We start from the raw sequence: 21329 nt of genomic DNA, 5'->3' as shown, positions 1-21329 counted from the left end.
CAGATGAACGAAGACCTCACAGCGGTAGCATGGGAGTCCGTCGACGACGACGGCGTGACGGACGCTGAGGTGACGATGGATTCGTCTCCACCACCCGCTCCTGAATACCCCATCGGCGGCCCCGCTGCGGCACTGGCCGCCCGGGTCCGTGCGGGCACCATCACGCCCGCTGACGTCACCGCCGACGCGCTCGCTCGAATCGCCTCGGAGAATCGCAAGATCAACGCGTTCACCGTGGTGCGGGCCGAGAAGGCCAGGGCCGAGGCCAGGGAACTGGCCGCCAGACCAGACCTCGACGAGCTGCCGCTGGCCGGTGTGCCGGTGGCGGTGAAGCAGAACATCGCGGTCGCGGGGGAGCAGACTCGCGCGGGTTCGGCGGCGACCTCCGCGGAACCGGCGACGGTCGATCACCCCGTCGTGGCCAGGTTGCGGGCCGCGGGCGCGATCGTTGTGGGGCTGACGGCCATGCCCGAGCTCGGGCTCTGGGCGAGCACCGACTCGCTCGGGTGTGTCACCCGCAATCCGCGCGATGTCGGCCGGTCGACCGGCGGTTCCTCGGGTGGGGCGGCAGCGGCGGTGGCCGCCGGACTGGTGCCGATCGCCCACGGCAACGACGGACTCGGCTCGATCCGGGTGCCCGCCGCCGCCTGCGGAGTGTTCGGAATCAAGCCGGGTAGACACGTGGTGCCCGCGCAGATCGGCGCCGATTCCTGGGCGGGACTGGCCGAGAACGGTGTCCTCGCGACGACGGTGTCGGACGCGGCGCTGGCGCTTTCGGTGTTGGCAGGCCGCTCCGACCTGGCCGAACTGCGTAAGCCACAGCGACTACGCATCGGACTGGCCGTGGCTCCGCCGTCGCGGCTCGTCCGAATGGATCGGCACTGGACGGCGGCGGCGCGCACCGCGGGTGCGCGCGCGGCGGTGGCCGGGCACGAGGTGCAGCCGGTCGAACTGCCCTACGGCGATACGGCGTTGTTGATGCTGCTGCGCTGGCCGAGCGCGGGTCTGGCCGACGCCGACGCGCTGCCGAATCCCGAACTGCTCCAGCACCGCACTCGACGGCATCTGGCGATCGGCAGAGTGATCCAGCGCCTCGGCCTGGTCCGGCCCAGCCAGATCGACCGGACCGAAGCCAGACTCCTCGAATTCTTCGAGGATTTCGACGTCGTGATCACGCCGACGCTCGCCGCGCCGCCGCCGAAGGCCAGGCAGTGGAGTGGGCGCGGTTGGGTCGCGAACGTCGTGTCCTCGGCGCGCTACGCGCCGTTCACCGGACTGTGGAATCTGCTCGGCTGGCCCGCGGCGTCGCTGCCGATGGGCACCCATCCCGAGGCGCACACGCCGTTGGCCGCGCAGTTGGTCGGCCCGCCGGGAAGCGAGGCCACCTTGCTCGGCCTCGCCGCCCAACTGGAACTGTCGAGCTAAACCGCGATCGGCTGCGGCTGCGGTGTCGGCTCGGAGAAACCGCCATCGACGGCGCGACCGGCGAATTCCAGAATGGTCGGACGGGTGTCGTCGGCCCGCCATGCCACCGCCAGCTCACACGGGGTGAGACCGGCGACCGGACGCGCGGTCAGGCCGGGCCAGCGGTACATCGGCACATTGTTCTCGGCCAGCAGGCACACGCCGAGACCCAGACTCACGGCCTCGAGCTTGTCTTCGGGGGTGGCCGCTTCGGCGCCGATCTTGGCCGCCTTGCCGCCACGGGCATCGTTGCCCAGCCAGAAGTCGCGGACCGCGCCCGCCTCGGTGGGCAGGGCGACGAACGGCTCGTCGAGCAGATCGGCGAAGTCGATGCTGTCCTGCTCGGCCAGCGGGTGCGACTCGGGCAGCAGCACCCAGCGCGGCTCGGTGCGCAGCACCTGCCAGCGGTAACGGTTGGAGTCGGGCAGCGGCAGCCACACCAGCGATAAGTCGGCCTGTCGACCGGCAAGTCCACTGGACGGGTCGTTCCACGACGCGGCGTGCAGGGCGAGGCGGTGACCGCTTGCGCTCTCCAGGTCGTTGAGCAGACCCCGGCCGAGCGCGGACTGGATCCCGACGCGCAGCACCTCGCCTGCTTCCTGGAGGGACACGTTGGTCACCTCCCACAGCTCGAGGATCTTGCGGGCACCTTCGAGCAGTTCCTTACCGGCGACGGTGAGGGCGACACTGCGCTGGTTGCGGTCGAACAGGACCACGTCGAGCTGGCGTTCGAGCTGGCGGATCTGGCGCGACAACGTCGGCTGAGCGATGTGCAGCCGCTGTGCGGCGTTGGTGAAATGCAGTTCCTCAGCGACGGCGACGAAATACCGCAGATCGCGCAAATGCGGGTCCATAGCACCTTGCTATCAGAATCGGTCGGGAAAATCCAGCCAAAACGGGCAAGGAAGTTCGCGGAAGTGGATCAAAACAGTCACCAGGTTGGTATCGCACAGCATATGGCCTGACATGGTGAGCTGCACCATCGGAGTGTGTTTTGTTCACGGCGGCCGGCGGCCCAATGAGTCGTCGGCGGACCTGGGCGGCTGACCAGGGAAAACGCGTCATCGTTCACGCCCGAAACTCCCAGGTGGGCCGCGCCGCCTCGTTGTCGCGCCCGCTGAAAGGTGCCGCTGACCACGGCGCTCGCCACTCGACCCCGCAGGCAGTGATCTTCCTCACAAACAAGTTTCGGGGTGATGAATCCGGCTGCGACGCGAGTGGTGCGCCGCAGCCGGAAACGGCTACTTCTTGAGACGCAACACCGACGGCAGATCGATCCGGCGCATCCCGCGCGCACCGGCGGCCCGCATCGCGGCGACCGCGATGACCAGCTTGTTCATGTCGGACGGGTACCAGAACAATTCCTTGCCCATGGTCGGCAGCTTCGGCTTCGTCATCGCCTGCACGCGACAGTATTTCCGCAGGCCCGACGCACCGCCCCAGCGCGCACCGACCCCGGACAGGCCCCAACCGCCCATCGGCATCGCGGGGTTGAACAGGTTCGAGAACACGTCGTTGATGTTCACCGCGCCCGTGTTCAACTGCCTGGCCACGCGTTCACCGCGGGCCTTGTCGCCCGTCCAGACCGATGCCGAGAGGCCGTAGATCGAATCGTTGGCCATCCGGATCGCCTCGGCCTCGTCGGCCACCTTCATCACCGGCAGCGTTGGGCCGAACGTCTCCTCGGCGACACACGACATCGAATGGTCCACATCGACGAGCACGGTCGGCTCGAAGAAGGTGCCGACGCCGGTGCGTTTGCCGCCGGTGGTCACCCGGGCGCCCGCCGCCACCGCCTCGTCGACGTGGCGCTGCACGATCAGCACCTGGTTCTCGTTGGCCAGCGCGCCCACATCGTTCTTCGACTCCCGGCCGTCGGCGCCCTGACGCAGGGCGGCGACGGCGTCGGTCAGCTTGGCGACGAACTCGTCGTAGACCGGTGCCTCGACGTAAACCCGCTCGACCGAGATGCACACCTGGCCCGCGTTGAACATCCCGCCGAAGGCGATGCCGTGCGCGGCGCGGTCGATATCGGCGTCGGCCAGCACGATCGCCGGATCCTTGCCGCCGAGCTCGAGGCTGTAGGGCACCATCCGTTCCGCGCAGGTGGCGGCGATCTTTCGGCCGGTCGCGGTGGACCCGGTGAACTGGATGTAGTCGGCGTTCGCGACCACGGCCGCACCGGTCGCGCCCGCGCCCGTGACCACCTTGAACACCGGCGGCGCCCCGATCTCGGCCCAGCCGCGGGCCAGCTCCACCGCGGACAGGGGCGTCACCTCCGACGGCTTGAGGATCACCGCGGCGCCCGCGGCCAGTGCGGGGAACACGTCGATCGCCGGCATCGCGAGCGGGAAGTTCCACGGCGTGATCACGCCGACCACCGGATACGGCCGGTAGGCGACGGTCAGCGACTTCACCCGCGCGAGCGGGCTGTGCGGGGAGGGGTGCTCGTCGGCGAGGAACTTGCCCGCCCGGCGCGCGTAGTAGCCGAGGATGTCGACCGCGAACGCCGGATCGATGAGCGCGTCGACCCGCGGCTTGGCCGTCTCGGACTGCAGGACCGCGGCCAGGTGCTCGGTATTGTCGATCAGCCAGTCCTGCATCTTCAGCAGCCACTGCTTACGACCGGCGGGCCCGATCGCCTCCCACTCGGGCTGGTAGAGGCGCAGTTCACGAACCGCGGCCGCCACCTCGTCCGGCGCGATGTCAGGCACCGTTCCCACGAGTTCACCCGTCGCGGGATTGTGTACTTCGATCACCGCGGTGGTCTGGTCGAGTTCGCTCACTGGTCGTTCTCCTCGGGCGTCTGCTGAATCCGGTTCACCGACTATCGCGGCGCGACCAGGAGGTGGCGTGCCTGCTCAGTCTGATTAGAACACGTTGCAGTTAGTGGTTGGTGCCGATCACTGGGTGGGCTCGCCGACCTCGTTCTCGCGTGCCGCGATCCGCCGCAACGGCGGCTCGGTAGGCGGTGGAACCCGGCGATCGGGCAGCTCGGTCAGCAACGCGGTGGTGGCCGCGGCGATGGCCGCGACGGCCTTGTCGACGGCGGGTTTGGTGGCGCTGCTCAGGCCGGAGATGCCGCCGACTTTGCGCACATATTGCAAGGCGGCAGCGTAGATCTCCTGCTCGGTGGCGGCAGGCTCCAGACCACGCAAGACGGTGATATTTCTACACATGTCAGAACCATAGTCCTGGTTGCCATGACGTGACAGGCGAAGAAACAGGTGATCTGAAATTCTCGTGACCCACGCGAGATTCACAGGCCACCCGTGATGGCAGTCACCGCACTAGACTCGGCCGCATGGCTGCCAGGGGAGTACCAGCGCTGACCACTTTTCCCTACCCGGAACTAGACGAGCGCGAAGAAGATCACTGGTCGGGCGCTGGCGTGAGCGACGACGAACTGCGCGCCCTCGCGCTCGGTGCCTTCTACTCCACGCGCTGGGACGCCTTCCACGACGCGATGCTGCTCGGCCCCGAACGCGAGCACCCGCTCGGTGACCGCCGCGAACTCGCCATCGACACCCTCACCGGCGCATGGGGCATCACCGACGGCACCGAAGCCCGCGCCTCGATGGAGCAGCTGCTCGAAGGCATGCACGCACCGTTGTATTCGCTGGTTCATCCGCTGGTGATGGCCTCGGTCAATGCCAGCGAGCGCGACCGTTTCGGTGAGCGGGCCGACAAACAGCGCGCGTTCTTGCGTCAGGTCGGTTCGTTTCGGGGGATGGACAACCCCGAGGCGCTGGTTCGCGATTACGACATCTGGGCCCAGGCCATCAAGATCGGCTTCACCGACCACCTGTCGCGCCCGCTACCCAATGACATCCACGCCTGGGATCTGGCCCGCGTCGTCGCGGTGGCCCGCATGGCGTTCACCGCCGGCTATATCGACGCCGATGTGGCGTGGGAATACTGCATGCGAGCACTCGTTCCCGCGCAGCGCCGCTACCGCAACTGGCGCCAGTTCGGCGACGCCTACCTCACCGGCTGGACCTATTGGCAGGCCACCGAGGACCTCGCCGAGCTGAAGAACGGCGGCGTCGACCGGCGGATGGAACTGGTGCGCCTGTGGACCCGGCCCACCAGCCCGTGGCGTCGGATCGAACTCAACGAGCCGGAGCAGAAAGCGGAAACCGAAGCAGCCGAACCGAATTGAGAATTCGGTCCGGCTACCGGTACTTACAGGCTGCGCAGAATTCCGCGGCCATAGCGCTGGAACTGGGTGTCGTCAACCATGCCGAGCGAATGCCGCTCGACCAGTAATTCCCACTCCGCGTAGAGCTGGTTGACACCGGGATCGGCAGGCCCAGGTGCACCGTCGGCGGCCTGCCTGCGCACGGCGAAATTCACCGCGCAGGTGACACGCTCGGTGTCGGCGCGATCCACGCCCGCGAAATGCAATGTGCGATTGCCGTCGTTGATGTCGATGCCGGAGCCGCCGTGGCGCGTATCGACCTCGCCGGGCGCCGAACGCGCACCCTCGACGGTGCGGGCGCCGAGAATCGCGGCCACCGCCAATTCGAAGGCATAGCGTTCGCCGCTGCCGATCGAGATGAACAGCACCCTGGTGGTGGTCGCCGCGAGCAGGCCGGTGCCCGACCCCGCGGGCGGCGCGGCAACGGCGATGGCTGTTTCCAGGACGTATTCGTCGGGTGTGACGTACCGATTCAGCGCGGTGACCGCGGTACGGGCGTCCTTGCGCGGCGCCATCCGGCGCACGGCGCGCTCGACGTCGGCGCGGGTCGGCCCCGACTTGCCCCACTCGGGGGCAGGCGGGGTGAGATCCGGCGCGGCCACGTCGATGCGCTGGGTCGTCATGATCTGGTCGTTGATCCGGTCGACGATGCCGAGGGCGGCAGGCACATCGTGCTCGGCGATGAGCACAGGAAGGGGAGTGCGGTCGGCGGGCACGCCGGTGAGGACCGCGGTGGGATAACGGAGATAGATCTCGATCACGACCGCTTCGTCGGCGCGCCGATTGAGGCGCACTTTTAGCAGGTCGGCAATGGGAACGTCGAGAACACGTTCGCCGTCGGTACCCGGTCGGAGGACGACGAGCCGTCCACCGCCGTGGCGCAGAATCGCTGTGGGTGTTCGTAGCTCGACGATGGCTGTACCCCCTGCGCTGTAGTTGTGTCGTCGCCCACGATAAGGCGGGCATGACATGATTGTGGCCACTTGCCACAACCCGGTCGGAGCGTTCGGGAACCTCTTGCGTTCTCCGGCCGTTTACCAGTGCAACTGCACCAGCAGCCGAACTGCGCGATGTATCGAACTAGACCGTACGCGGTAACGTGGCATGTCCGCATCCGAAACCCGCCGATCTCGACGCTTCGCTAGGCACACCCGGAGAAATAACCGGAAAGGACTGGGCCGTCCGGCCGACGCTCTATGAACCGCAAGACAGTGTTTCGCACTTTGGCGATCATCTCGGGCATCATGCTCATGATCTGGCTGTTCAGCTTTCTCAGCGATGACACGCGCGGCTGGGAGAGTGTCGACACCTCCGTTGCGCTTGCCCAGCTCGAAGACAAAGCGAACGTCAAGAACGTGCAGATCGATGACAAGGAGCAGCAGCTCCGCATCGAACTGAACAACGGCAACGAAGCCACGAGCAACAACGCCAAGATCGTCGCCAAGTACCCCAGTGGTGGGGAGAACTCCGCGCAGGTCCTCGACGCCGTGCAGAATTCCGGCGCGCCGTACGACACCGTGGTCAAGCAGGAGAGCTGGCTTTCCCAGCTGCTGCTTTTCATCGTGCCGATGGTGCTGTTGGTCGGCCTGTTCATCTTCGTGATGTCGCGCATGCAGGGCGGTGGTCGCGGCGGCATGATGGGCTTCGGTAAGTCCAAGGCCAAGCTGCTGACCAAGGACATGCCCAAGACCACGTTCTCCGACGTGGCCGGTGCCGACGAGGCCGTCGAAGAGCTGTACGAGATCAAGGATTTCCTGCAGAATCCGGCCCGCTACCAGGCACTCGGCGCGAAGATCCCCAAGGGCGTGCTGCTCTACGGTCCGCCGGGAACCGGTAAGACCCTGCTGGCCCGCGCGGTCGCGGGCGAGGCCGGGGTGCCGTTCTTCACGATCTCCGGTTCGGACTTCGTCGAGATGTTCGTCGGTGTCGGCGCCTCGCGTGTGCGTGACCTGTTCGAGCAGGCCAAGCAGAACAGTCCCTGCATCATCTTCGTCGACGAGATCGACGCGGTCGGCCGCCAGCGCGGTGCTGGCCTCGGCGGCGGTCACGACGAGCGCGAGCAGACGCTGAACCAGCTGCTCGTCGAGATGGACGGCTTCGGCGATCGCTCCAACATCATCCTGATCGCGGCCACCAACCGTCCCGACATCCTCGACCCCGCGCTGCTGCGTCCCGGCCGTTTCGACCGGCAGATCCCGGTGGGCAATCCCGACCTGGCCGGCCGCCGCGCGATCCTGCGGGTGCACTCGGCGGGTAAGCCGATCGCCCAGGACGCCGACCTCGAGGGGCTGGCCAAGCGCACCGTCGGCATGTCCGGCGCCGATTTGGCCAACGTGATCAACGAGGCCGCGCTGCTCACCGCCCGCGAGAACGGTTCGGTCATCACCGGCGAATCGCTCGAGGAATCGGTCGACCGCGTGATCGGTGGCCCGCGCCGCAAGAGCCGCATCATCAGCGAGCACGAGAAGAAGATCACCGCCTACCACGAGGGCGGCCACACCCTGGCGGCCTGGGCGATGCCCGATATCGAGCCCGTCTACAAGGTCACCATCCTGGCCCGTGGCCGCACCGGCGGTCACGCCATGACGGTGCCCGAGGACGACAAGGGCCTGATGACCCGCTCGGAGATGATCTCCCGGCTGGTCTTCGCGATGGGCGGCCGCGCGGCCGAGGAACTGGTGTTCCACGAGCCGACCACCGGCGCGTCCTCCGATATCGATCAGGCCACCAAGATCGCCCGCGGGATGGTCACCGAGTACGGCATGAGTGCCCGCCTCGGCGCGGTTCGCTACGGCCAGGAGCAGGGCGACCCGTTCCTCGGCCGCTCGATGGGCGTGCAGCCCGATTACTCGCACGAGGTCGCCCGCGAGATCGACGAGGAGGTGCGCAACCTGATCGAGGCCGCGCACACCGAGGCGTGGTCCATCCTCAGCGAATACCGCGAGCAGCTCGACGCATTGGCCACCGCGCTGCTCGAGCGCGAGACGCTGCACCGCAAGGATCTCGAGAAGGTCCTTGCCGGGGTCGAGAAGCGTCCGCGGATCACCGCGTTCAACGATTTCGGTGACCGGCACCCGTCGGACAAGCCGCCGGTGAAGACGCCGGGCGAGCTGGCCGTCGAGCGCGGCGAGCCGTGGCCGCCGGTGCAGCCCGCGCCGGTGCCGGTGCCCAACGGTGCACCGCCGGTCGAGCCCAACGGGTACCCGGGTCAGCCCTATGGCCAGCCCGCGCCGCCCGCCGCCGGTTACCCGTTGCCCGCCGCGCCCACCCAGGCGTTCCCGCGGCAGTCGGGAACGCACGGTTCACGGCCCGACTACGGCGCACCGGCCGGTTGGTCGGCCCCGGGCTGGCCGCCGCGCGAGGAGCAGCAGGCACCTCGGCAGCAGCAGCCGCAACAGCAGCCGCCGCAACAGCAGCCCCAACCGCCGCAGGACCAGGGCAGTGCCTGGGGCAGGCCGGAGCAGCAGCAGCCGCGGCACGCCGACGACGGGTTCCACCCCTGGGGTGCCCAGCCACAGCCGCCGGTGCGCGACGCCGATCCGGAGCACAAGGACTGGGAAGGGCCGAACGGCCGCCAGTGACCGATGGCCAACTACGCTCAACCGTCGAACGCCGGATAACTTCGGCGTTCGGCACAGGTTCTCGGACTACGCCTCGCCGTCGAACGTCGGGTAATCGCCGGCTCTTTCGGCTCTGGTTCTCGGCCCGCCCGCCTCTGGACTGACCGGAGGGTGCGACGAAGGAGTACCCGGAGGGAGGGAAGAGGCGGGGAACAGGGCCGAGAATCCGCGGCGCCAGCCGCAAATATTATGGAGGTGCGGAGAAGTGTCGGCCAACAAGCAGGATCTCGATCCGGCAGGTGAGCTGGGTGCGACCGGTCCGTCGGTGCTGACGGCGCTGGCGACCGGTTCGCCGTTCGATCAGGTGCGCGCCGAGAACGCGGTGCGTGAACTGCTGATCGCGGTCGGCGAGGACCCGGACCGACCCGGCCTGCTCGACACGCCCGCCCGGGTGGCGCGCGCCTATCGGGAGATGTTCGCCGGGCTCTACACCGAGCCCGACGCGGTGCTGGCGACCACCTTCGACGAGGGTCATCAGGAACTCGTGCTGGTCCGCGACATTCCCATGTTCTCCACCTGCGAGCACCACCTGGTCTCCTTCCACGGCGTCGCGCACGTCGGCTACATCCCCGGCGCGCACGGTCGGGTGACGGGGCTGTCGAAGCTGGCCCGCGTCGTCGACCTGTACGCCAAGCGCCCGCAGGTGCAGGAGCGGCTGACCAGCCAGATCGCCGACGCGGTGATGCGCAGGCTCGATCCGCGCGGCGCGATCGTGGTGATCGAGGCCGAGCACCTGTGCATGGCCATGAGGGGAATCCGCAAGCCGGGCGCCAGCACCACCACCTCGGCGGTGCGCGGCCAGTTGCAAACCGACTCCGCCTCGCGATCCGAGGCGCTGGACCTGATCCTGCGCAAATGAGCCAGCTACCGGTGACCGCCCGTGACCAGCGCTCGTGCGTGGTCATGGGCGTCGTCAATGTGACCGCCGATTCCTTCTCCGATGGTGGTCGCTATCTCGATCCCGAGCTCGCGATCGCGCACGGCGTCGAGCTGTACGAGGCGGGCGCCGATATCGTCGACGTCGGTGGTGAATCGACCAGGCCGGGTGCCGATCGGGTCGATCCCGCCGCCGAAGTCGCCCGGGTGACGCCGGTCATCCGCGGGCTGGTCGCCGCGGGTGTGCCGACCAGTGTCGACACCATGCGCGCCGAGGTCGCCGCAGCCGCACTGGAGGCGGGTGTCTCGATCGTCAACGACGTCTCCGGCGGTCGCGCCGACCCGAATATGGTCAAAGTCGTCGCCGAAGCAGGCGTGCCGTGGATCCTCATGCACTGGCGTGCCGCCGCCGACTACCGCCACACCGGCCCCGCCGACCACTACGACGACGTGGTCGCCGAGGTGCGTGCCGAACTCGCCGCCCAGGTCGACCTGGCCGTCGCCGCGGGCGTGCCCCCGGAACGGCTGATCCTCGACCCCGGCCTCGGCTTCGCCAAGAACGCCGACCACAACTGGGAACTGCTGGCCGCCCTTCCCGAACTGCTCGCGGACGGCCTCCCCATCCTGATCGGCGCCTCCCGCAAACGCTTTCTCGGCGGCCTGCTGGCCGACGAATCCGGCCCCCGTCCCCCCGACGGCCGCGAAACCGCCACCGCCACCCTCTCCGCCCTCGCCGCCACCCACGGCGCCTGGGGCGTCCGAGTGCACGACGTCCGCGCTTCCCTGGACGCGATCGCCGTCGCCGACGCATGGCAGCGAGCCGCCGTAGCCCGATCGACCGCCGCCAGAGGAGCTGTCCGATGAACTCGCATCTGCTGCCGCCACCTGCCGGTAGGCCCGCGTCGTCGCGGATCGAACTGAGGGGGCTGCGTGCGTTCGGTCGACACGGTGTGTTCGATTTCGAACGTAAGGACGGCCAGGAGTTCGTCGTCGATCTGACGGTCTGGGTTGATTTCGCGGCCGCCGCCGCCTCCGACGACCTCGCCGACACCGTCGACTACGGCGCCCTCGCCGAGCGTGCCGTGCGCATCGTCACCGGTCCGGCGCGCGATCTGATCGAAACGGTCGTCTCCGAGATCGCTGACGACGTGATGGCCGACCCGCGGATCGAGGCGGTGGAGGTGGTGGTGCACAAGCCGTCGGCGCCGATCCCGCACACCTTCGAAGACGTGCGGGTGGTGGCGACCCGGTATCGCACGGTGGCGCCGGAGTCGCGGCGATGACTCGCGCGGTGCTGTCGATCGGCTCGAATCTGGGTGATCGGCTCGCGCACCTGCGCAGCGTGCTGAATGCGCTGGGGGAGCGGACCATTGCGGTGTCGCCCGTCTACACCACCGCGCCGTGGGGTGGCGTCGACCAGGACGACTACCTCAATGCTGTTGTCGTCGCGGAAGATTCAGCCTTCGACGACTACGCGTGGCTGCGCTTCGGTCAAGAACTCGAGCAGTCCGCCGGCCGTATCCGTGAAATCCGTTGGGGTGCGCGCACTCTCGATGTCGACGTGGTCCAGTGCGCCGACGACACCGCCGCGTCGATCGCCCGCCATACCGACCCCGCCCTGATCCTCCCGCACCCGCAGGCCCACAACCGGGCCTTCGTGCTGATCCCGTGGCTGGCCGTCGAACCGTCCGCGCAACTCCTCGTCGACGGCACCGCCCGCCCGATCGCGGAGCTGCTCGCCGAGATCGACCGGTCCGAAAGAGACGGTGTGATCCGCACCGACCTGGTGCTCGGCGACGAGAGCGCCCGCTCGTGCTGAAACCCACCCGGGTACTCGACCTGGCGCTGAACGTGGTGGTGGCCGCCGCGGTCGCCTGGATCGCCACCCGGTTCGCCTATTCCAGCTTCCCGTCGATCTCGGTGGCCGCCGGTGCTTCGCTGCTGCCGGTCGCCGCGATCGAGGCGGCGCTGGGATTCGCGATCAAGGCCAAGATCGCCGACGAGCAGATCGGTGACGGCTCGGGCCAGATGCATCCGATCAACGTCGCCAGAGGTGTGGCGCTGGCGAAGGCGTCGCTGCAGGTGGGTTCGCTGGCCGCCGGTGTGTGGCTTGGCTTCCTGCTGTGGGTATTCCCACAGCGCGGGACCGTGACCGCGGCTGCTGCCGATTCGCCGGGTGCGGTGGTGGGCCTACTGGCCGGTTCGGCCCTGGTTGCTGCGGCATTGTGGCTGGAGTATTGCTGCCGGGCACCCGAGGACCCGACGGACGACCCCGCTACTACGTAGCAACTTGCGAATGGAATCACTGGCACCTTTGGTGGGCCCACCAGCCGATTCCGGCTACCCTGGCCCTCATGGTTTCACCCTCCCGCAGCACGGCGCCCCGACGACGGCGGGACGACGCGGGAAAATTCTTCGTCGGTTTCCTCATCCTCCTCGGTCTGACGGCCAGCGTTTTCCTGATCTTCAGCGAAAACGTCCAATACGTCAGGATCGGCCTGGTAGCGGCCCTGTGGGCGGCGGTGATCGGCGCGCTCGCGGCTACCCGGTACCGCAAGGACGCGGCTGTCGACAAGGCGAAGGTGCGCGATCTGCAGACGGTGTACGAGTTGCAGCTAGAGCGCGAGATCAACGCGCGCCGTGAGTACGAGATGGGTGTCGAGGCGCGGGTCCGCGCCGAAGTGGGCGCCGACACCTCCGAAATCGCCGCACTGCGCGCGGAGCTGACCCTGCTTCGCCAGAATTTGCAGGTCCTCTTCGACGGCGCACTGCCCGACGAGCAGCCCGCGCTGCAGGCCGACGCCGTGCGGATCGACGCGTTGCCCGCCGGTGGCTTCAATGCCTTCGACGAGCCCGACCACGATTTCGACGTTAGCCCCGAGGATGCCACCGCCGCCTGGTTCGGTCCGTGGCAGCAACCGCCCAGCGCACTGAAACCCGTCTTCATGGAACCGGTTTCGGCCAATTTCGCCGACCCCTACGACGACCCGGTCACCGCCGAGACCTCGGCCGTCCAGCTCGACGAGTACGCCGAAACCCAGCAGGCATCGACCCCCGAGCCCGCCCCCACGACGCCGAAGTCGTCCACCAAGACACCCCCGCCACGCCTGTCCTCGCCGAACACCCGCAAGGTGACCGACACAGCCTCCCCGACCGAGCCCACCACCGGCCCCCAAGCCACCGTCAAGCCGTCGACCCCAGCTCCCGCCGCCCCGGCCGAGCCCGTCCCAGCCCCGGCCGAGCCCGCCCCAGCCCCGGCCGAGCCCGTCCCAGCCCCTGTGCCCACGGCCGAGCCCGCCCCAGCTCCCGTCGCCACAGCCCCCGCAGACCCGACCCCCACCCAGCCCCCGGCCAAACGCCCCGAAAAGGCCCCTGCCGTCGGCACCAGCACCCGCCGACGCCGCCGCGCAGAAACCGAAGGCACCACCCGCCTCTCGGTGGCAGACATCATGGCCAACCTCGAATCGGAATCCTCCCGCTGAAGCGACAACTGATCTCGCAAGAACATCGGTAACTCCCCGGGCACGAGCAAACGCACCCCACCTCCTGACCGCCGGCCGCCAACGCCACAGCTCACCCACCTAGCTCTGGCCTGAAGACGCGGAGAGGCGGGAGAGCTATGTCACTGGGTGGGGCGATGGCGTCCTGTGCGCAAACACCTCTATCCTCGACTCGTAACGTCTGGTACCCGCACCGCGGGACTGGAACGCAATCGAGAGGACAACGTTGACCTCGAGAAGTGTCAACCCTGATGGCGCGAACACGAGTGTCGACCCAGCGCCCGCACGACTGACGGTAGGAATCGTCTCGGCGGGACGAGTGGGTTCCGCACTCGGTGTCGCGCTCGAGCGAGCCGGCCACGTGGTCTTCGGTGTCGCCGCGATCTCCGATGTCTCGGTGCATCGCGCTCGTACCCGGCTGCCCGAAGCCGAGGTCCTGCCGATCGAGCAGATCGCCCAGCGCAGCGAACTGCTCCTGCTGGCGGTCCCCGACGCCGAACTGGCTGGTCTGGTCCGCGGCCTCGCCGGTGCGAACGTGGTCCGCCCCGGCACCATCGTCGTGCACACCTCGGGCGCGAACGGCGTCGCGATTCTCGAGCCACTGACGAAAAAGGGCGCGCTCGGCCTCGCCATCCACCCCGCCATGACCTTCACCGGCCACGACGAGGACATCGCCCGCCTGACCAACGCCTGTTTCGGCGTCACCGCCGCCGACGAGGTCGGGTACGCCATCGCACAGGCATTGGTGATCGAGATGGGTGGCGAACCGGTCCGCGTCGAAGAAGACCAGCGCTCGCTGTATCACGCGGCCCTTGCCCACGGCAGCAATCACCTGGTCACGGTCATCGTCGACGCCGTCGCGGCGCTGCGCGAATCCCTTTCGGGCCCCGGCCTGCTCGGTCAGCCGCTGGTCGACGACCAGCCCGGCGGCCTGCCCGAACGTCTGCTCGCCCCGCTGGCCTCGGCCGCCCTCGACAACGCGCTGCGCCGCGGCCAGGCCGCGCTGACCGGCCCGGTCGCCCGCGGCGATGTCGACGCCGTCGCCGCCCACCTCGCCGCACTCGCCCAGGTCGACGACCGCCTGGCCGAGGCCTACCGCGCCAACTCGCTGCGCACCGCCGAACTCGCCGACACCGATCCGGCACTGCTGGAGCTGCTTGCCAAGGAAGGCCACTGATGGAACCCCGAGAAGTGCATCACCACCAGGGCGGCGCCCGCGCCACCGGCGCTTTCAAGGCGGGCGTGCTGACCGTGCACCACAACCCCGAGGTGCTCGACACGGTCGCCAAGGCGTTGCGTGGGGCCGGTCGCACGGTCGGTTTCGTGCCGACGATGGGCGCGCTGCACGAGGGTCACCTCGCGCTGATCCGTCAGGCCAAGCTCAACAATCAGGTCGTGATCGTCTCGATCTTCGTCAACCCGCTGCAGTTCGGCGCGAACGAAGACCTCGACGCCTACCCGCGCACCCTCGACGCCGATCTCGAACTGCTCCGCACCGAGGGTGTCGATCTGGTCTTCGCCCCGAGTGTTTCCGATATGTACCCCGACGGCATGCGGACCACGATCCAGCCCGGTCCGCTCGGTGCCGAGCTCGAAGGTGGCAGCAGGCCGACGCATTTCGCGGGCATGCTCACCGTCGTCGCGAAGCTGCTCAATGTCACCCACGCCTCCGAGGCGTATTTCGGGGAGAAGGACTACCAGCAGCTCACGCTGATCCGGCAGATGGTGCGCGACCTGAACATGGACGCGAGGATCGTCGCCTACCCGACGGTCCGCGAGCCCGACGGCCTCGCCCTCTCCTCGCGCAACCGCTTCCTCGACGCCACCCAGCGCGAGTCGGCACTCGCCCTGTCGGCCGCGCTCGCCGCGGGCCGCCATGCCGCAGGCCTCGGCGCGGACGCGGTCGTCCAGACCGCCCGCGCGGTGCTGGACACGGTCGAGGGCCTCGATGTCGACTACCTCGAACTGCGCGACTCGAACCTGGGTCCGGCACCCACCGCGGGCAACGCCCGCCTGCTGGTCGCCGCCAGAGTCGGCGACACCCGCCTGATCGACAACGCCCCCGTCGTGCTCGGCGCCCAGATCGACGGGCACCCCGACGCGAACTCCCTCCCTGCCTCGCAGACGCACTGAAAGGCGACAACGATGTTGCGCACCATGATGAAGTCGAAGATCCACCGTGCCACCGTGACCCATGCCGACCTGCACTATGTCGGCTCGGTGACCGTCGACCAGGACCTCCTCGATGCCGCCGATCTGCTCGAGGGTGAGCAGGTGTGCATCGTCGACATCGACAACGGCGCCCGGCTCGAAACCTATGTGATCGCCGGCGAGCGTGGTTCGGGCGTGATCGGCATCAACGGTGCCGCCGCCCACCTCGTGCACCCCGGTGACCTGGTGATCCTCATCGCCTACGGCCAGATGGACGAGGCCGAGATCCGCGACTACGACCCGAAGGTGGTCTTCGTCGACGACCGCAACCGTCCGGTGGAGCTGGGTAGCGACCCCGCGCACGCACCGGAGGGCTCCGGTCTCACCTCACCGCGTTCCCTGTCGTTCGCCTGAGCGCGGCGGGGGGCTAGCACGATGCTGCTGACGATCGACGTCCGCAACACCAGTATCGAACTCGGCCTGTTCTCCGGCAGTGGCGAACACGCGAAACTGGTGCGGCACTGGCGAATTCACACCAATCCGCTGATCACCGCCGACGAGTTCGCGATGCAGGTGCGCGGTCTGGTCGGCGACGACCTCGACCAGATCGTCGGCGTCTCGGCGCTGTCCACGGTGCCGCCGGTGCTGCGCGAACTGCGCGCCATGCTCGCGCGGTACTGGTCGCACGTACCGCACGTGTTGGTGGAACCCGGTGTGCGGACGGGCATTCCGCTACTGGTCGACAATCCGAAGGAAGTCGGCGCCGACCGCATCGTCAACTGCCTCGCCGCTTTCCGTAGCTTCGGTGGGCCCGCGATCGTCGTCGATTTCGGCACCGCGATCTGTGTCGACCTGGTCTCGGCCAAGGGCGAATTCCTCGGCGGCGTGATCGCGCCCGGTGTGGAGATCTCCGCCGAAGCACTGGTGGAACGCAGTGCGATGCGCCGCGTCGAGCTGGCGAGGCCGCGTTCGGTGGTGGGGAAGAACAGCATGGAGTGCATTCAGTCCGGCGCGATCTTCGGCTTCGCCGGACTGGTCGACGGGCTGGTCGACCGCATTCGTGACGAATTCGACGCGTTCGCGGGCGCCGATGTCACCGTGGTTGCGACGGGGGCGGGCGCACCGCTGATCGTGCCGGAATCGGAAACCATCGACTCCCACGTCCCGCATCTCACGCTGACCGGCCTGCGCCACGTCTACGAGCGCAACAAGAAATAGTGTCTGCTAGGATATCGCTCGTGATCTTCCGTGCGCGCACCCAGGAGTGTTGTCGAGGCTAATCTGCCTCGACCGTTCGAGGCTGACGTTTCCCTCGACCGATTTCTCACCTCCTGGAGATGCGCTCATGCGTACTTCTGTCCTCTCCCTCCCGTCCGCACGTGACGAGTACTCCGCGACGCCCCCGCTCGACCGGGCGATCTCCTCGGCACTGCCCACCCGGTTGCGTCCCGCTGACCTGCTGCGACTCACCGACGAAGGTGCCGAAGACGTTCTCTCCGGCCGCTTTGACCACCTCCTGCCCGCCGACGGCATCTGGCCGACCGAAGAACGCTGGGCGACCCGCCTTTCCCACGACGACGAGGTCGACGTCTGGCTGATCAGTTGGACGCCGGGCAAATTCACCGATTTGCACGATCACGCCGGCTCGCTCGGCGCCCTCACCGTGCTCAGCGGTGCTCTTTCGGAATACCGCTGGAATGGCACGGAGTTACGCGGGCGCACGCTCGCCGCGGGGGATCAGGCGTCGTTTCCGATCGGCTGGGTGCACGACGTGGTGCGCGCGCCCGCCGCCGAATCCGTCGGCCCGCTCGATCCCACGTTGAGCGTGCACGCCTATTCCCCGCCGTTGTCGGCGATGTCCTATTACGAAGTGACAGGCCACGGCACGCTGCGCCGAACCAAAACCGTCCTCACCGACCAGCCCGAAGGTGATCTGTGATGAGCCGTTTGACGATTGATCAGATGCTCGAGAACGCTCGCGCGCGATTGCACCGGGTGTATGTGTACGACGTGGCCGCCGCGCTGGAGCGTGGCGCGATTCTGGTCGACATCCGGCCCGCCGCCCAGCGCGTACGCGAAGGTTCGCTGCCTGGCGCGCTGGTGATCGAGCGCAATGTCCTGGAATGGCGGCTGGATCCGACCTCGTCGGCGCGGTTGTCCCTCGCCGTCGATCACGAGGTGGAATGGATCATCTTCTGCTCGGAGGGGTACACGTCGAGTTTGGCGGCGGCCGCGTTGCAGGAGTTGGGCCTGCACCGCGCCAGCGATGTGGTCGGCGGTTACCAGGCGTTGAAGTCGGCGGGTTTGTTGACCGTCGGCGTCGGCGTCCCACATTTCGCCCGCGAGGTGGACGCGCTGGCTTCGCTGTAGCTCCCCCGCCGCCGACGAAAATTCAGGTGGGGGAGTTACCCAGGTCCTCGCGAAATCAGTGAGGCACTTCACAACTCGTGGGCGGGTGGGGCGGTGAGCTGGGGGAGTAGTAAAAGCCTTTTCACCGACCGCTAATGTTGTCGAACGTGAGCACTCCTAACCCTGCCGCGCCCGGCCGCGCCGCCACTTCTGCTGTGGACACCGATGTTCCCGAGCAGATGCGGATTCGCCGGGACAAGCGCGAGCGGCTGCTCACGGAGGGCGGTGAGGCCTACCCCGTGGTGGTGCCACGCACTCACACACTGGCCGAAATCCGTGCCGCCTACCCGGATCTGGAAGCCGACACCCAGACCGGTCTGCAGGCCGGTGTCGCGGGCCGCGTCATTTTCGTCCGGAATACCGGCAAACTGTGCTTCGCCACGCTGCAGGAGGGCGACGGCACCAAGCTGCAGGCGATGATCAGCTTCAACGGTGTCGGTGCCGACGCGCTGGCCGCCTGGAAGTCCGATGTCGACCTCGGCGACTTCGTCTTCGTGCACGGCGAGGTCATCTCCTCGCGCACCGGCGAATTGAGTGTGATGGCCGATTCCTGGTCGATGGCGGCCAAGTCGCTGCGCCCGCTGCCGGTGGCGCACAAGGAGATGAACGAGGAATCGCGTGTCCGCGCGCGCTACGTCGACCTGATCGTGCGTCCCGAGGCCAGGGAAATGGCCCGGACCCGCGTGAATGTGGTCCGTGCGCTGCGCAACGCGCTCGAGCGCCGCGGGTTCCTCGAGGTCGAGACCCCGATGCTGCAGACCATCCACGGTGGCGCTGCCGCCCGCCCGTTCGTCACCCACTCCAATGCGCTGGACATGGACCTTTTCCTGCGTATCGCGCCGGAGTTGTTCCTCAAGCGTTGCGTGGTCGGTGGCCTGGAGAAGGTCTTCGAGATCAACCGGAACTTCCGCAACGAAGGCGCCGACTCGACCCATTCACCCGAGTTCGCGATGCTGGAAACCTACGAGGCCTACGGCACGTATGACGACTCGGCGACGATGACCCGGGAATTGATCCAGGAAGTCGCGCAAGAGGCATTCGGCACCCTTCTGGTGACACTTGCCGACGGCACTGAATATGATCTCGGTGGCGAGTGGACGACCGTCGAGATGTATCCCTCGCTGTCGGAGTCGATCGGTGTCGAGGTGACTCCGGAAACCACTGTCGAGGAATTGCTCGCGCTCGCCGATCGGGTGGGTCTGGAAATTCCGTCCGGCAAGGGCTACGGTCACGGGAAACTGGTCGAAGAACTATGGGAACACGCGTATGGCGACAAGCTCTACGCCCCGACTTTCGTTCGCGACTTCCCGGTCGAGACTTCACCGCTGACCCGTCAGCATCGCAGCAAGTCCGGCGTCACCGAGAAGTGGGACCTCTATGTTCGCGGGTTCGAGTTGGCAACGGGCTATTCGGAACTGGTGGATCCGGTGATCCAGCGGGAACGCTTCGTCGACCAGGCACGGTTGGCCGCGGCGGGCGATGACGAAGCTATGGTGCTCGATGAAGACTTCCTCGCCGCGATGGAACACGGTATGCCGCCGACCACCGGAACCGGTATGGGAATCGATCGCTTGTTGATGGCACTCACGGGTTCGGGAATCCGGGAAACGATCCTGTTCCCGATTGTGCGACCCACTAGTCGCTGACCAGTGAATTCATGGGGCGAAGTCCCCATGTTGGAAATTTCGCATTTCGGGGTATTCTTGCCTCGGGTATTCGGCCTGGAGGCAGGCTTGACGATTTCGAGAGGACGTTCATCTCATGGCAAAGAAGGTCACCGTTAGCCTGATCGACGATGTCGACGGTGAGTCCATCGCGGACGAGACCATCGAGTTCGCTATCGATGGGGTGTCGTACGAGATCGATCTGTCGGACGCAAATGCGGCGCGCCTGCGTGAAGGCCTGGACGAGTGGGTCGCCAACGCCCGCCGTGTGAGTGGCCGTCGCCGGGTGAAGGCTGCCGGTGCACCCGCGCCGCAGGGCAAGAGCCGTGTTTCCATGGACCGTGAACAGAGCGCCGCAATTCGCGAATGGGCTCGGAGTAAGGGTCACAAGGTCTCGGCCCGCGGTCGTATCTCGGCGGAAATCACCGACGCCTACAACAAAGCGGTCGGCAAGAATTGAGTATCGGCCGGGCGGGCGCCGCGCGGTTCGCGGCCCCGCCTGCCTGCCCCCGCGGGTGACGAGGGGACGTAGACTGATGTTCGTGCACAGGGTGTTTCGGGTATCTGGCGGTGTAGCGCGGTGAGTTCATTCCTGCGGTACACCGACGACACCGGCAAGCAGCATGAACTGGCCCTGGAGGCCGGGCAGCAGCGCGTCACCATCGGGCGCAATGTGCAGGCCGACGTCGTGCTCGCGTGGGACGCCGAGGTTTCGCGTCTGCACGCGGCCGTCGAACATCTCGGTGCCCACTGGACCATCGTCGATGACGGTCTTTCGCGCAACGGCACCTTTGTCAACGGCGAGCGGCTGGTCGGTCGGCGCCGGTTGAGTCCCGGCGACCGGATTCGGGTCGGGACCACGCTCGTGCACTTCTTCGATTTCGGCGGGGTCGTCGACGACGCGACCCATACTGCCTCCGGGTCCATCCCCACGATGCGCTCACTCACCGATACCCAGCGCGCGGTGCTGATCGCGCTGTGCCGTCCGTACAAACACGGCACCGGTTTCGCGACGCCCGCGTCGAATCAGCAGATCGCCGAGGAATTGTTCCTCTCCATCGACGCCATCAAAACCCACCTGCGCGCCCTGTTCGCGAAGTTCGGGGTGGAAAATCTGCCGCAGAACCAGAAGCGCACCCGATTGGCGGCCCTGGCCATGCAGAGCGGCATGATCTCCGACCACGAGCTGTAATTTTGGCGGCGCGGGCGCCGCGGGTTCTCGGCCTGTCGGCCTCGATCTTCCCTCCCGGCGGGCACTCCTTCGTCGCACCCTCTGGTCAGTCCAGATCGAGGCGGCCGAGAACGGGTAGAGCCGAGACTTCACAGGTGTGGACCTTCGCTTAGGTCGGTGAGCGCCTGAACTATGTCGTGAATCCGCGCTGGGCGGTTGACTTACTCGTATCACCGGAGCGGGATTTCACGCTCCGGACCACGAGTCAGGAGA

The 21329-nt window shown here is 67.5% G+C and carries 22 protein-coding genes; 18 read left to right on the top strand and 4 right to left on the bottom strand.

Going from position 1 to position 21329, the window contains the following annotated elements; all coding sequences use genetic code 11:
• The first annotated feature begins 3 nt into the window (after nt 1-3).
• On the top strand, nt 4-1425 hold the full coding sequence (locus ACLJPD_RS21735) for an amidase (protein WP_410874447.1): 1422 nt from the start codon (nt 4-6) through the stop codon (nt 1423-1425).
• Here the strand turns inward: ACLJPD_RS21735 and ACLJPD_RS21730 are convergent.
• From ACLJPD_RS21730 to ACLJPD_RS21720, 3 genes are all read right to left on the bottom strand, one after another.
• Nucleotides 1422-2318, bottom strand: a complete 897-nt coding sequence (locus tag ACLJPD_RS21730; RefSeq protein ID WP_410874446.1) for a LysR family transcriptional regulator — start codon at nt 2316-2318, stop codon at nt 1422-1424. The two genes, ACLJPD_RS21735 and ACLJPD_RS21730, sit on opposite strands and share 4 nt — an antisense overlap.
• Before the next feature lie 387 nt (nt 2319-2705).
• On the bottom strand, nt 2706-4250 hold the full coding sequence (locus ACLJPD_RS21725) for an aldehyde dehydrogenase family protein (protein WP_410874445.1): 1545 nt from the start codon (nt 4248-4250) through the stop codon (nt 2706-2708).
• Between the two features lie 117 nt (nt 4251-4367).
• Nucleotides 4368-4643: a DUF2277 domain-containing protein gene (locus ACLJPD_RS21720; protein ID WP_410874444.1), complete on the bottom strand. Its 276-nt coding sequence runs from the start codon at nt 4641-4643 to the stop codon at nt 4368-4370.
• A 125-nt stretch (nt 4644-4768) separates the two neighbouring features.
• On the opposite strand from ACLJPD_RS21720, the gene ACLJPD_RS21715 reads away from it, so the two are divergent.
• Nucleotides 4769-5626: a DUF1266 domain-containing protein gene (locus ACLJPD_RS21715; RefSeq protein ID WP_056819050.1), complete on the top strand. Its 858-nt coding sequence runs from the start codon at nt 4769-4771 to the stop codon at nt 5624-5626.
• A gap of 23 nt (nt 5627-5649) precedes the next feature.
• Here ACLJPD_RS21715 and ACLJPD_RS21710 read toward each other — a convergent pair whose 3' ends face one another.
• Nucleotides 5650-6459, bottom strand: a complete 810-nt coding sequence (locus ACLJPD_RS21710) for a hypothetical protein (protein ID WP_410874443.1) — start codon at nt 6457-6459, stop codon at nt 5650-5652.
• 402 nt (nt 6460-6861) lie between these two features.
• Here ACLJPD_RS21710 and ftsH point away from each other — a divergent pair, with 402 nt between their 5' ends.
• The 16 genes from ftsH (at nt 6862) to ACLJPD_RS21630 (ending at nt 21077) form a co-directional block, all read left to right on the top strand.
• Nucleotides 6862-9246 (top strand): ATP-dependent zinc metalloprotease FtsH, encoded by a 2385-nt coding sequence (ftsH, locus tag ACLJPD_RS21705; protein ID WP_410874442.1) that lies wholly within the window; start codon nt 6862-6864, stop codon nt 9244-9246.
• A 244-nt stretch (nt 9247-9490) separates the two neighbouring features.
• Nucleotides 9491-10144 carry a GTP cyclohydrolase I FolE gene (folE, locus tag ACLJPD_RS21700; RefSeq protein ID WP_410874441.1) on the top strand — a complete coding sequence of 218 codons (654 nt, stop codon included), beginning with the start codon at nt 9491-9493 and terminating at the stop codon, nt 10142-10144.
• Nucleotides 10141-11025 (top strand): dihydropteroate synthase, encoded by an 885-nt coding sequence (gene folP / locus ACLJPD_RS21695; RefSeq protein WP_410874440.1) that lies wholly within the window; start codon nt 10141-10143, stop codon nt 11023-11025. Before folE ends, folP begins: the two co-directional genes overlap by 4 nt.
• Nucleotides 11022-11444 carry a dihydroneopterin aldolase gene (gene folB, locus ACLJPD_RS21690; protein ID WP_410874439.1) on the top strand — a complete coding sequence of 141 codons (423 nt, stop codon included), beginning with the start codon at nt 11022-11024 and terminating at the stop codon, nt 11442-11444. The genes folP and folB overlap by 4 nt, the downstream gene beginning before the upstream one ends.
• Nucleotides 11441-11980, top strand: a complete 540-nt coding sequence (folK, locus tag ACLJPD_RS21685) for a 2-amino-4-hydroxy-6-hydroxymethyldihydropteridine diphosphokinase (RefSeq protein WP_410874438.1) — start codon at nt 11441-11443, stop codon at nt 11978-11980. The genes folB and folK overlap by 4 nt, the downstream gene beginning before the upstream one ends.
• Entirely contained in the window at nt 11974-12447 is a 474-nt protein-coding gene (locus ACLJPD_RS21680; RefSeq protein WP_410874437.1) for a DUF3180 domain-containing protein, read from the top strand. The genes folK and ACLJPD_RS21680 overlap by 7 nt, the downstream gene beginning before the upstream one ends.
• Nucleotides 12448-12515: 68 nt before the next feature.
• A complete protein-coding gene (locus ACLJPD_RS21675; RefSeq protein ID WP_410874436.1) occupies nt 12516-13643 on the top strand; it encodes a DUF6779 domain-containing protein in 1128 nt (375 codons plus the stop codon).
• 244 nt (nt 13644-13887) lie between these two features.
• Nucleotides 13888-14838, top strand: a complete 951-nt coding sequence (locus ACLJPD_RS21670; RefSeq protein ID WP_410874435.1) for a Rossmann-like and DUF2520 domain-containing protein — start codon at nt 13888-13890, stop codon at nt 14836-14838.
• Nucleotides 14838-15794: a pantoate--beta-alanine ligase gene (panC, locus tag ACLJPD_RS21665; RefSeq protein WP_410874434.1), complete on the top strand. Its 957-nt coding sequence runs from the start codon at nt 14838-14840 to the stop codon at nt 15792-15794. The genes ACLJPD_RS21670 and panC overlap by 1 nt, the downstream gene beginning before the upstream one ends.
• A 12-nt stretch (nt 15795-15806) precedes the next feature.
• Entirely contained in the window at nt 15807-16226 is a 420-nt protein-coding gene (gene panD, locus ACLJPD_RS21660) for an aspartate 1-decarboxylase (RefSeq protein ID WP_410874433.1), read from the top strand.
• A 21-nt stretch (nt 16227-16247) separates the two neighbouring features.
• Nucleotides 16248-17030 carry a type III pantothenate kinase gene (locus ACLJPD_RS21655; protein WP_410874432.1) on the top strand — a complete coding sequence of 261 codons (783 nt, stop codon included), beginning with the start codon at nt 16248-16250 and terminating at the stop codon, nt 17028-17030.
• Nucleotides 17031-17157: 127 nt separating this feature from the next.
• Nucleotides 17158-17751 carry a cysteine dioxygenase gene (locus ACLJPD_RS21650; protein WP_410874431.1) on the top strand — a complete coding sequence of 198 codons (594 nt, stop codon included), beginning with the start codon at nt 17158-17160 and terminating at the stop codon, nt 17749-17751.
• Nucleotides 17751-18182 (top strand): rhodanese-like domain-containing protein, encoded by a 432-nt coding sequence (locus ACLJPD_RS21645; RefSeq protein ID WP_410874430.1) that lies wholly within the window; start codon nt 17751-17753, stop codon nt 18180-18182. Before ACLJPD_RS21650 ends, ACLJPD_RS21645 begins: the two co-directional genes overlap by 1 nt.
• A 218-nt stretch (nt 18183-18400) precedes the next feature.
• Nucleotides 18401-19867 (top strand): lysine--tRNA ligase, encoded by a 1467-nt coding sequence (gene lysS, locus ACLJPD_RS21640; protein WP_410874550.1) that lies wholly within the window; start codon nt 18401-18403, stop codon nt 19865-19867.
• Between the two features lie 115 nt (nt 19868-19982).
• Nucleotides 19983-20345 (top strand): histone-like nucleoid-structuring protein Lsr2, encoded by a 363-nt coding sequence (locus ACLJPD_RS21635; protein WP_410874429.1) that lies wholly within the window; start codon nt 19983-19985, stop codon nt 20343-20345.
• A gap of 120 nt (nt 20346-20465) precedes the next feature.
• Entirely contained in the window at nt 20466-21077 is a 612-nt protein-coding gene (locus tag ACLJPD_RS21630; protein WP_410874428.1) for an FHA domain-containing protein, read from the top strand.
• Nucleotides 21078-21329: the final 252 nt, after the last annotated feature.

Source organism: Nocardia sp. A7 (assembly GCF_046549215.1).
Classification (GTDB): Bacteria; Actinomycetota; Actinomycetes; order Mycobacteriales; family Mycobacteriaceae; genus Nocardia.
The sequence above is the reverse complement of the archived record's forward strand: the minus strand, read 5'-3'. Positions and strand labels throughout refer to the sequence as shown.

Excerpts from the sequence above, each read along its gene's own strand:
- ACLJPD_RS21735 (WP_410874447.1), top strand. The coding sequence starts at position 4 with ATGAACGAAGACCTCACAGCGGTAGCATGGGAGTCCGTCGACGACGAC.
- ACLJPD_RS21730 (WP_410874446.1), bottom strand. The coding sequence starts at position 2,318 with ATGGACCCGCATTTGCGCGATCTGCGGTATTTCGTCGCCGTCGCTGAG.
- ACLJPD_RS21720 (WP_410874444.1), bottom strand. The coding sequence starts at position 4,643 with ATGTGTAGAAATATCACCGTCTTGCGTGGTCTGGAGCCTGCCGCCACC.
- ACLJPD_RS21715 (WP_056819050.1), top strand. The coding sequence starts at position 4,769 with ATGGCTGCCAGGGGAGTACCAGCGCTGACCACTTTTCCCTACCCGGAA.
- ftsH (WP_410874442.1), top strand. The coding sequence starts at position 6,862 with ATGAACCGCAAGACAGTGTTTCGCACTTTGGCGATCATCTCGGGCATC.
- folP (WP_410874440.1), top strand. The coding sequence starts at position 10,141 with ATGAGCCAGCTACCGGTGACCGCCCGTGACCAGCGCTCGTGCGTGGTC.
- folB (WP_410874439.1), top strand. The coding sequence starts at position 11,022 with ATGAACTCGCATCTGCTGCCGCCACCTGCCGGTAGGCCCGCGTCGTCG.
- folK (WP_410874438.1), top strand. The coding sequence starts at position 11,441 with ATGACTCGCGCGGTGCTGTCGATCGGCTCGAATCTGGGTGATCGGCTC.
- ACLJPD_RS21675 (WP_410874436.1), top strand. The coding sequence starts at position 12,516 with ATGGTTTCACCCTCCCGCAGCACGGCGCCCCGACGACGGCGGGACGAC.
- panC (WP_410874434.1), top strand. The coding sequence starts at position 14,838 with ATGGAACCCCGAGAAGTGCATCACCACCAGGGCGGCGCCCGCGCCACC.
- panD (WP_410874433.1), top strand. The coding sequence starts at position 15,807 with ATGTTGCGCACCATGATGAAGTCGAAGATCCACCGTGCCACCGTGACC.
- ACLJPD_RS21655 (WP_410874432.1), top strand. The coding sequence starts at position 16,248 with ATGCTGCTGACGATCGACGTCCGCAACACCAGTATCGAACTCGGCCTG.
- ACLJPD_RS21650 (WP_410874431.1), top strand. The coding sequence starts at position 17,158 with ATGCGTACTTCTGTCCTCTCCCTCCCGTCCGCACGTGACGAGTACTCC.
- ACLJPD_RS21645 (WP_410874430.1), top strand. The coding sequence starts at position 17,751 with ATGAGCCGTTTGACGATTGATCAGATGCTCGAGAACGCTCGCGCGCGA.
- lysS (WP_410874550.1), top strand. The coding sequence starts at position 18,401 with ATGCGGATTCGCCGGGACAAGCGCGAGCGGCTGCTCACGGAGGGCGGT.
- ACLJPD_RS21635 (WP_410874429.1), top strand. The coding sequence starts at position 19,983 with ATGGCAAAGAAGGTCACCGTTAGCCTGATCGACGATGTCGACGGTGAG.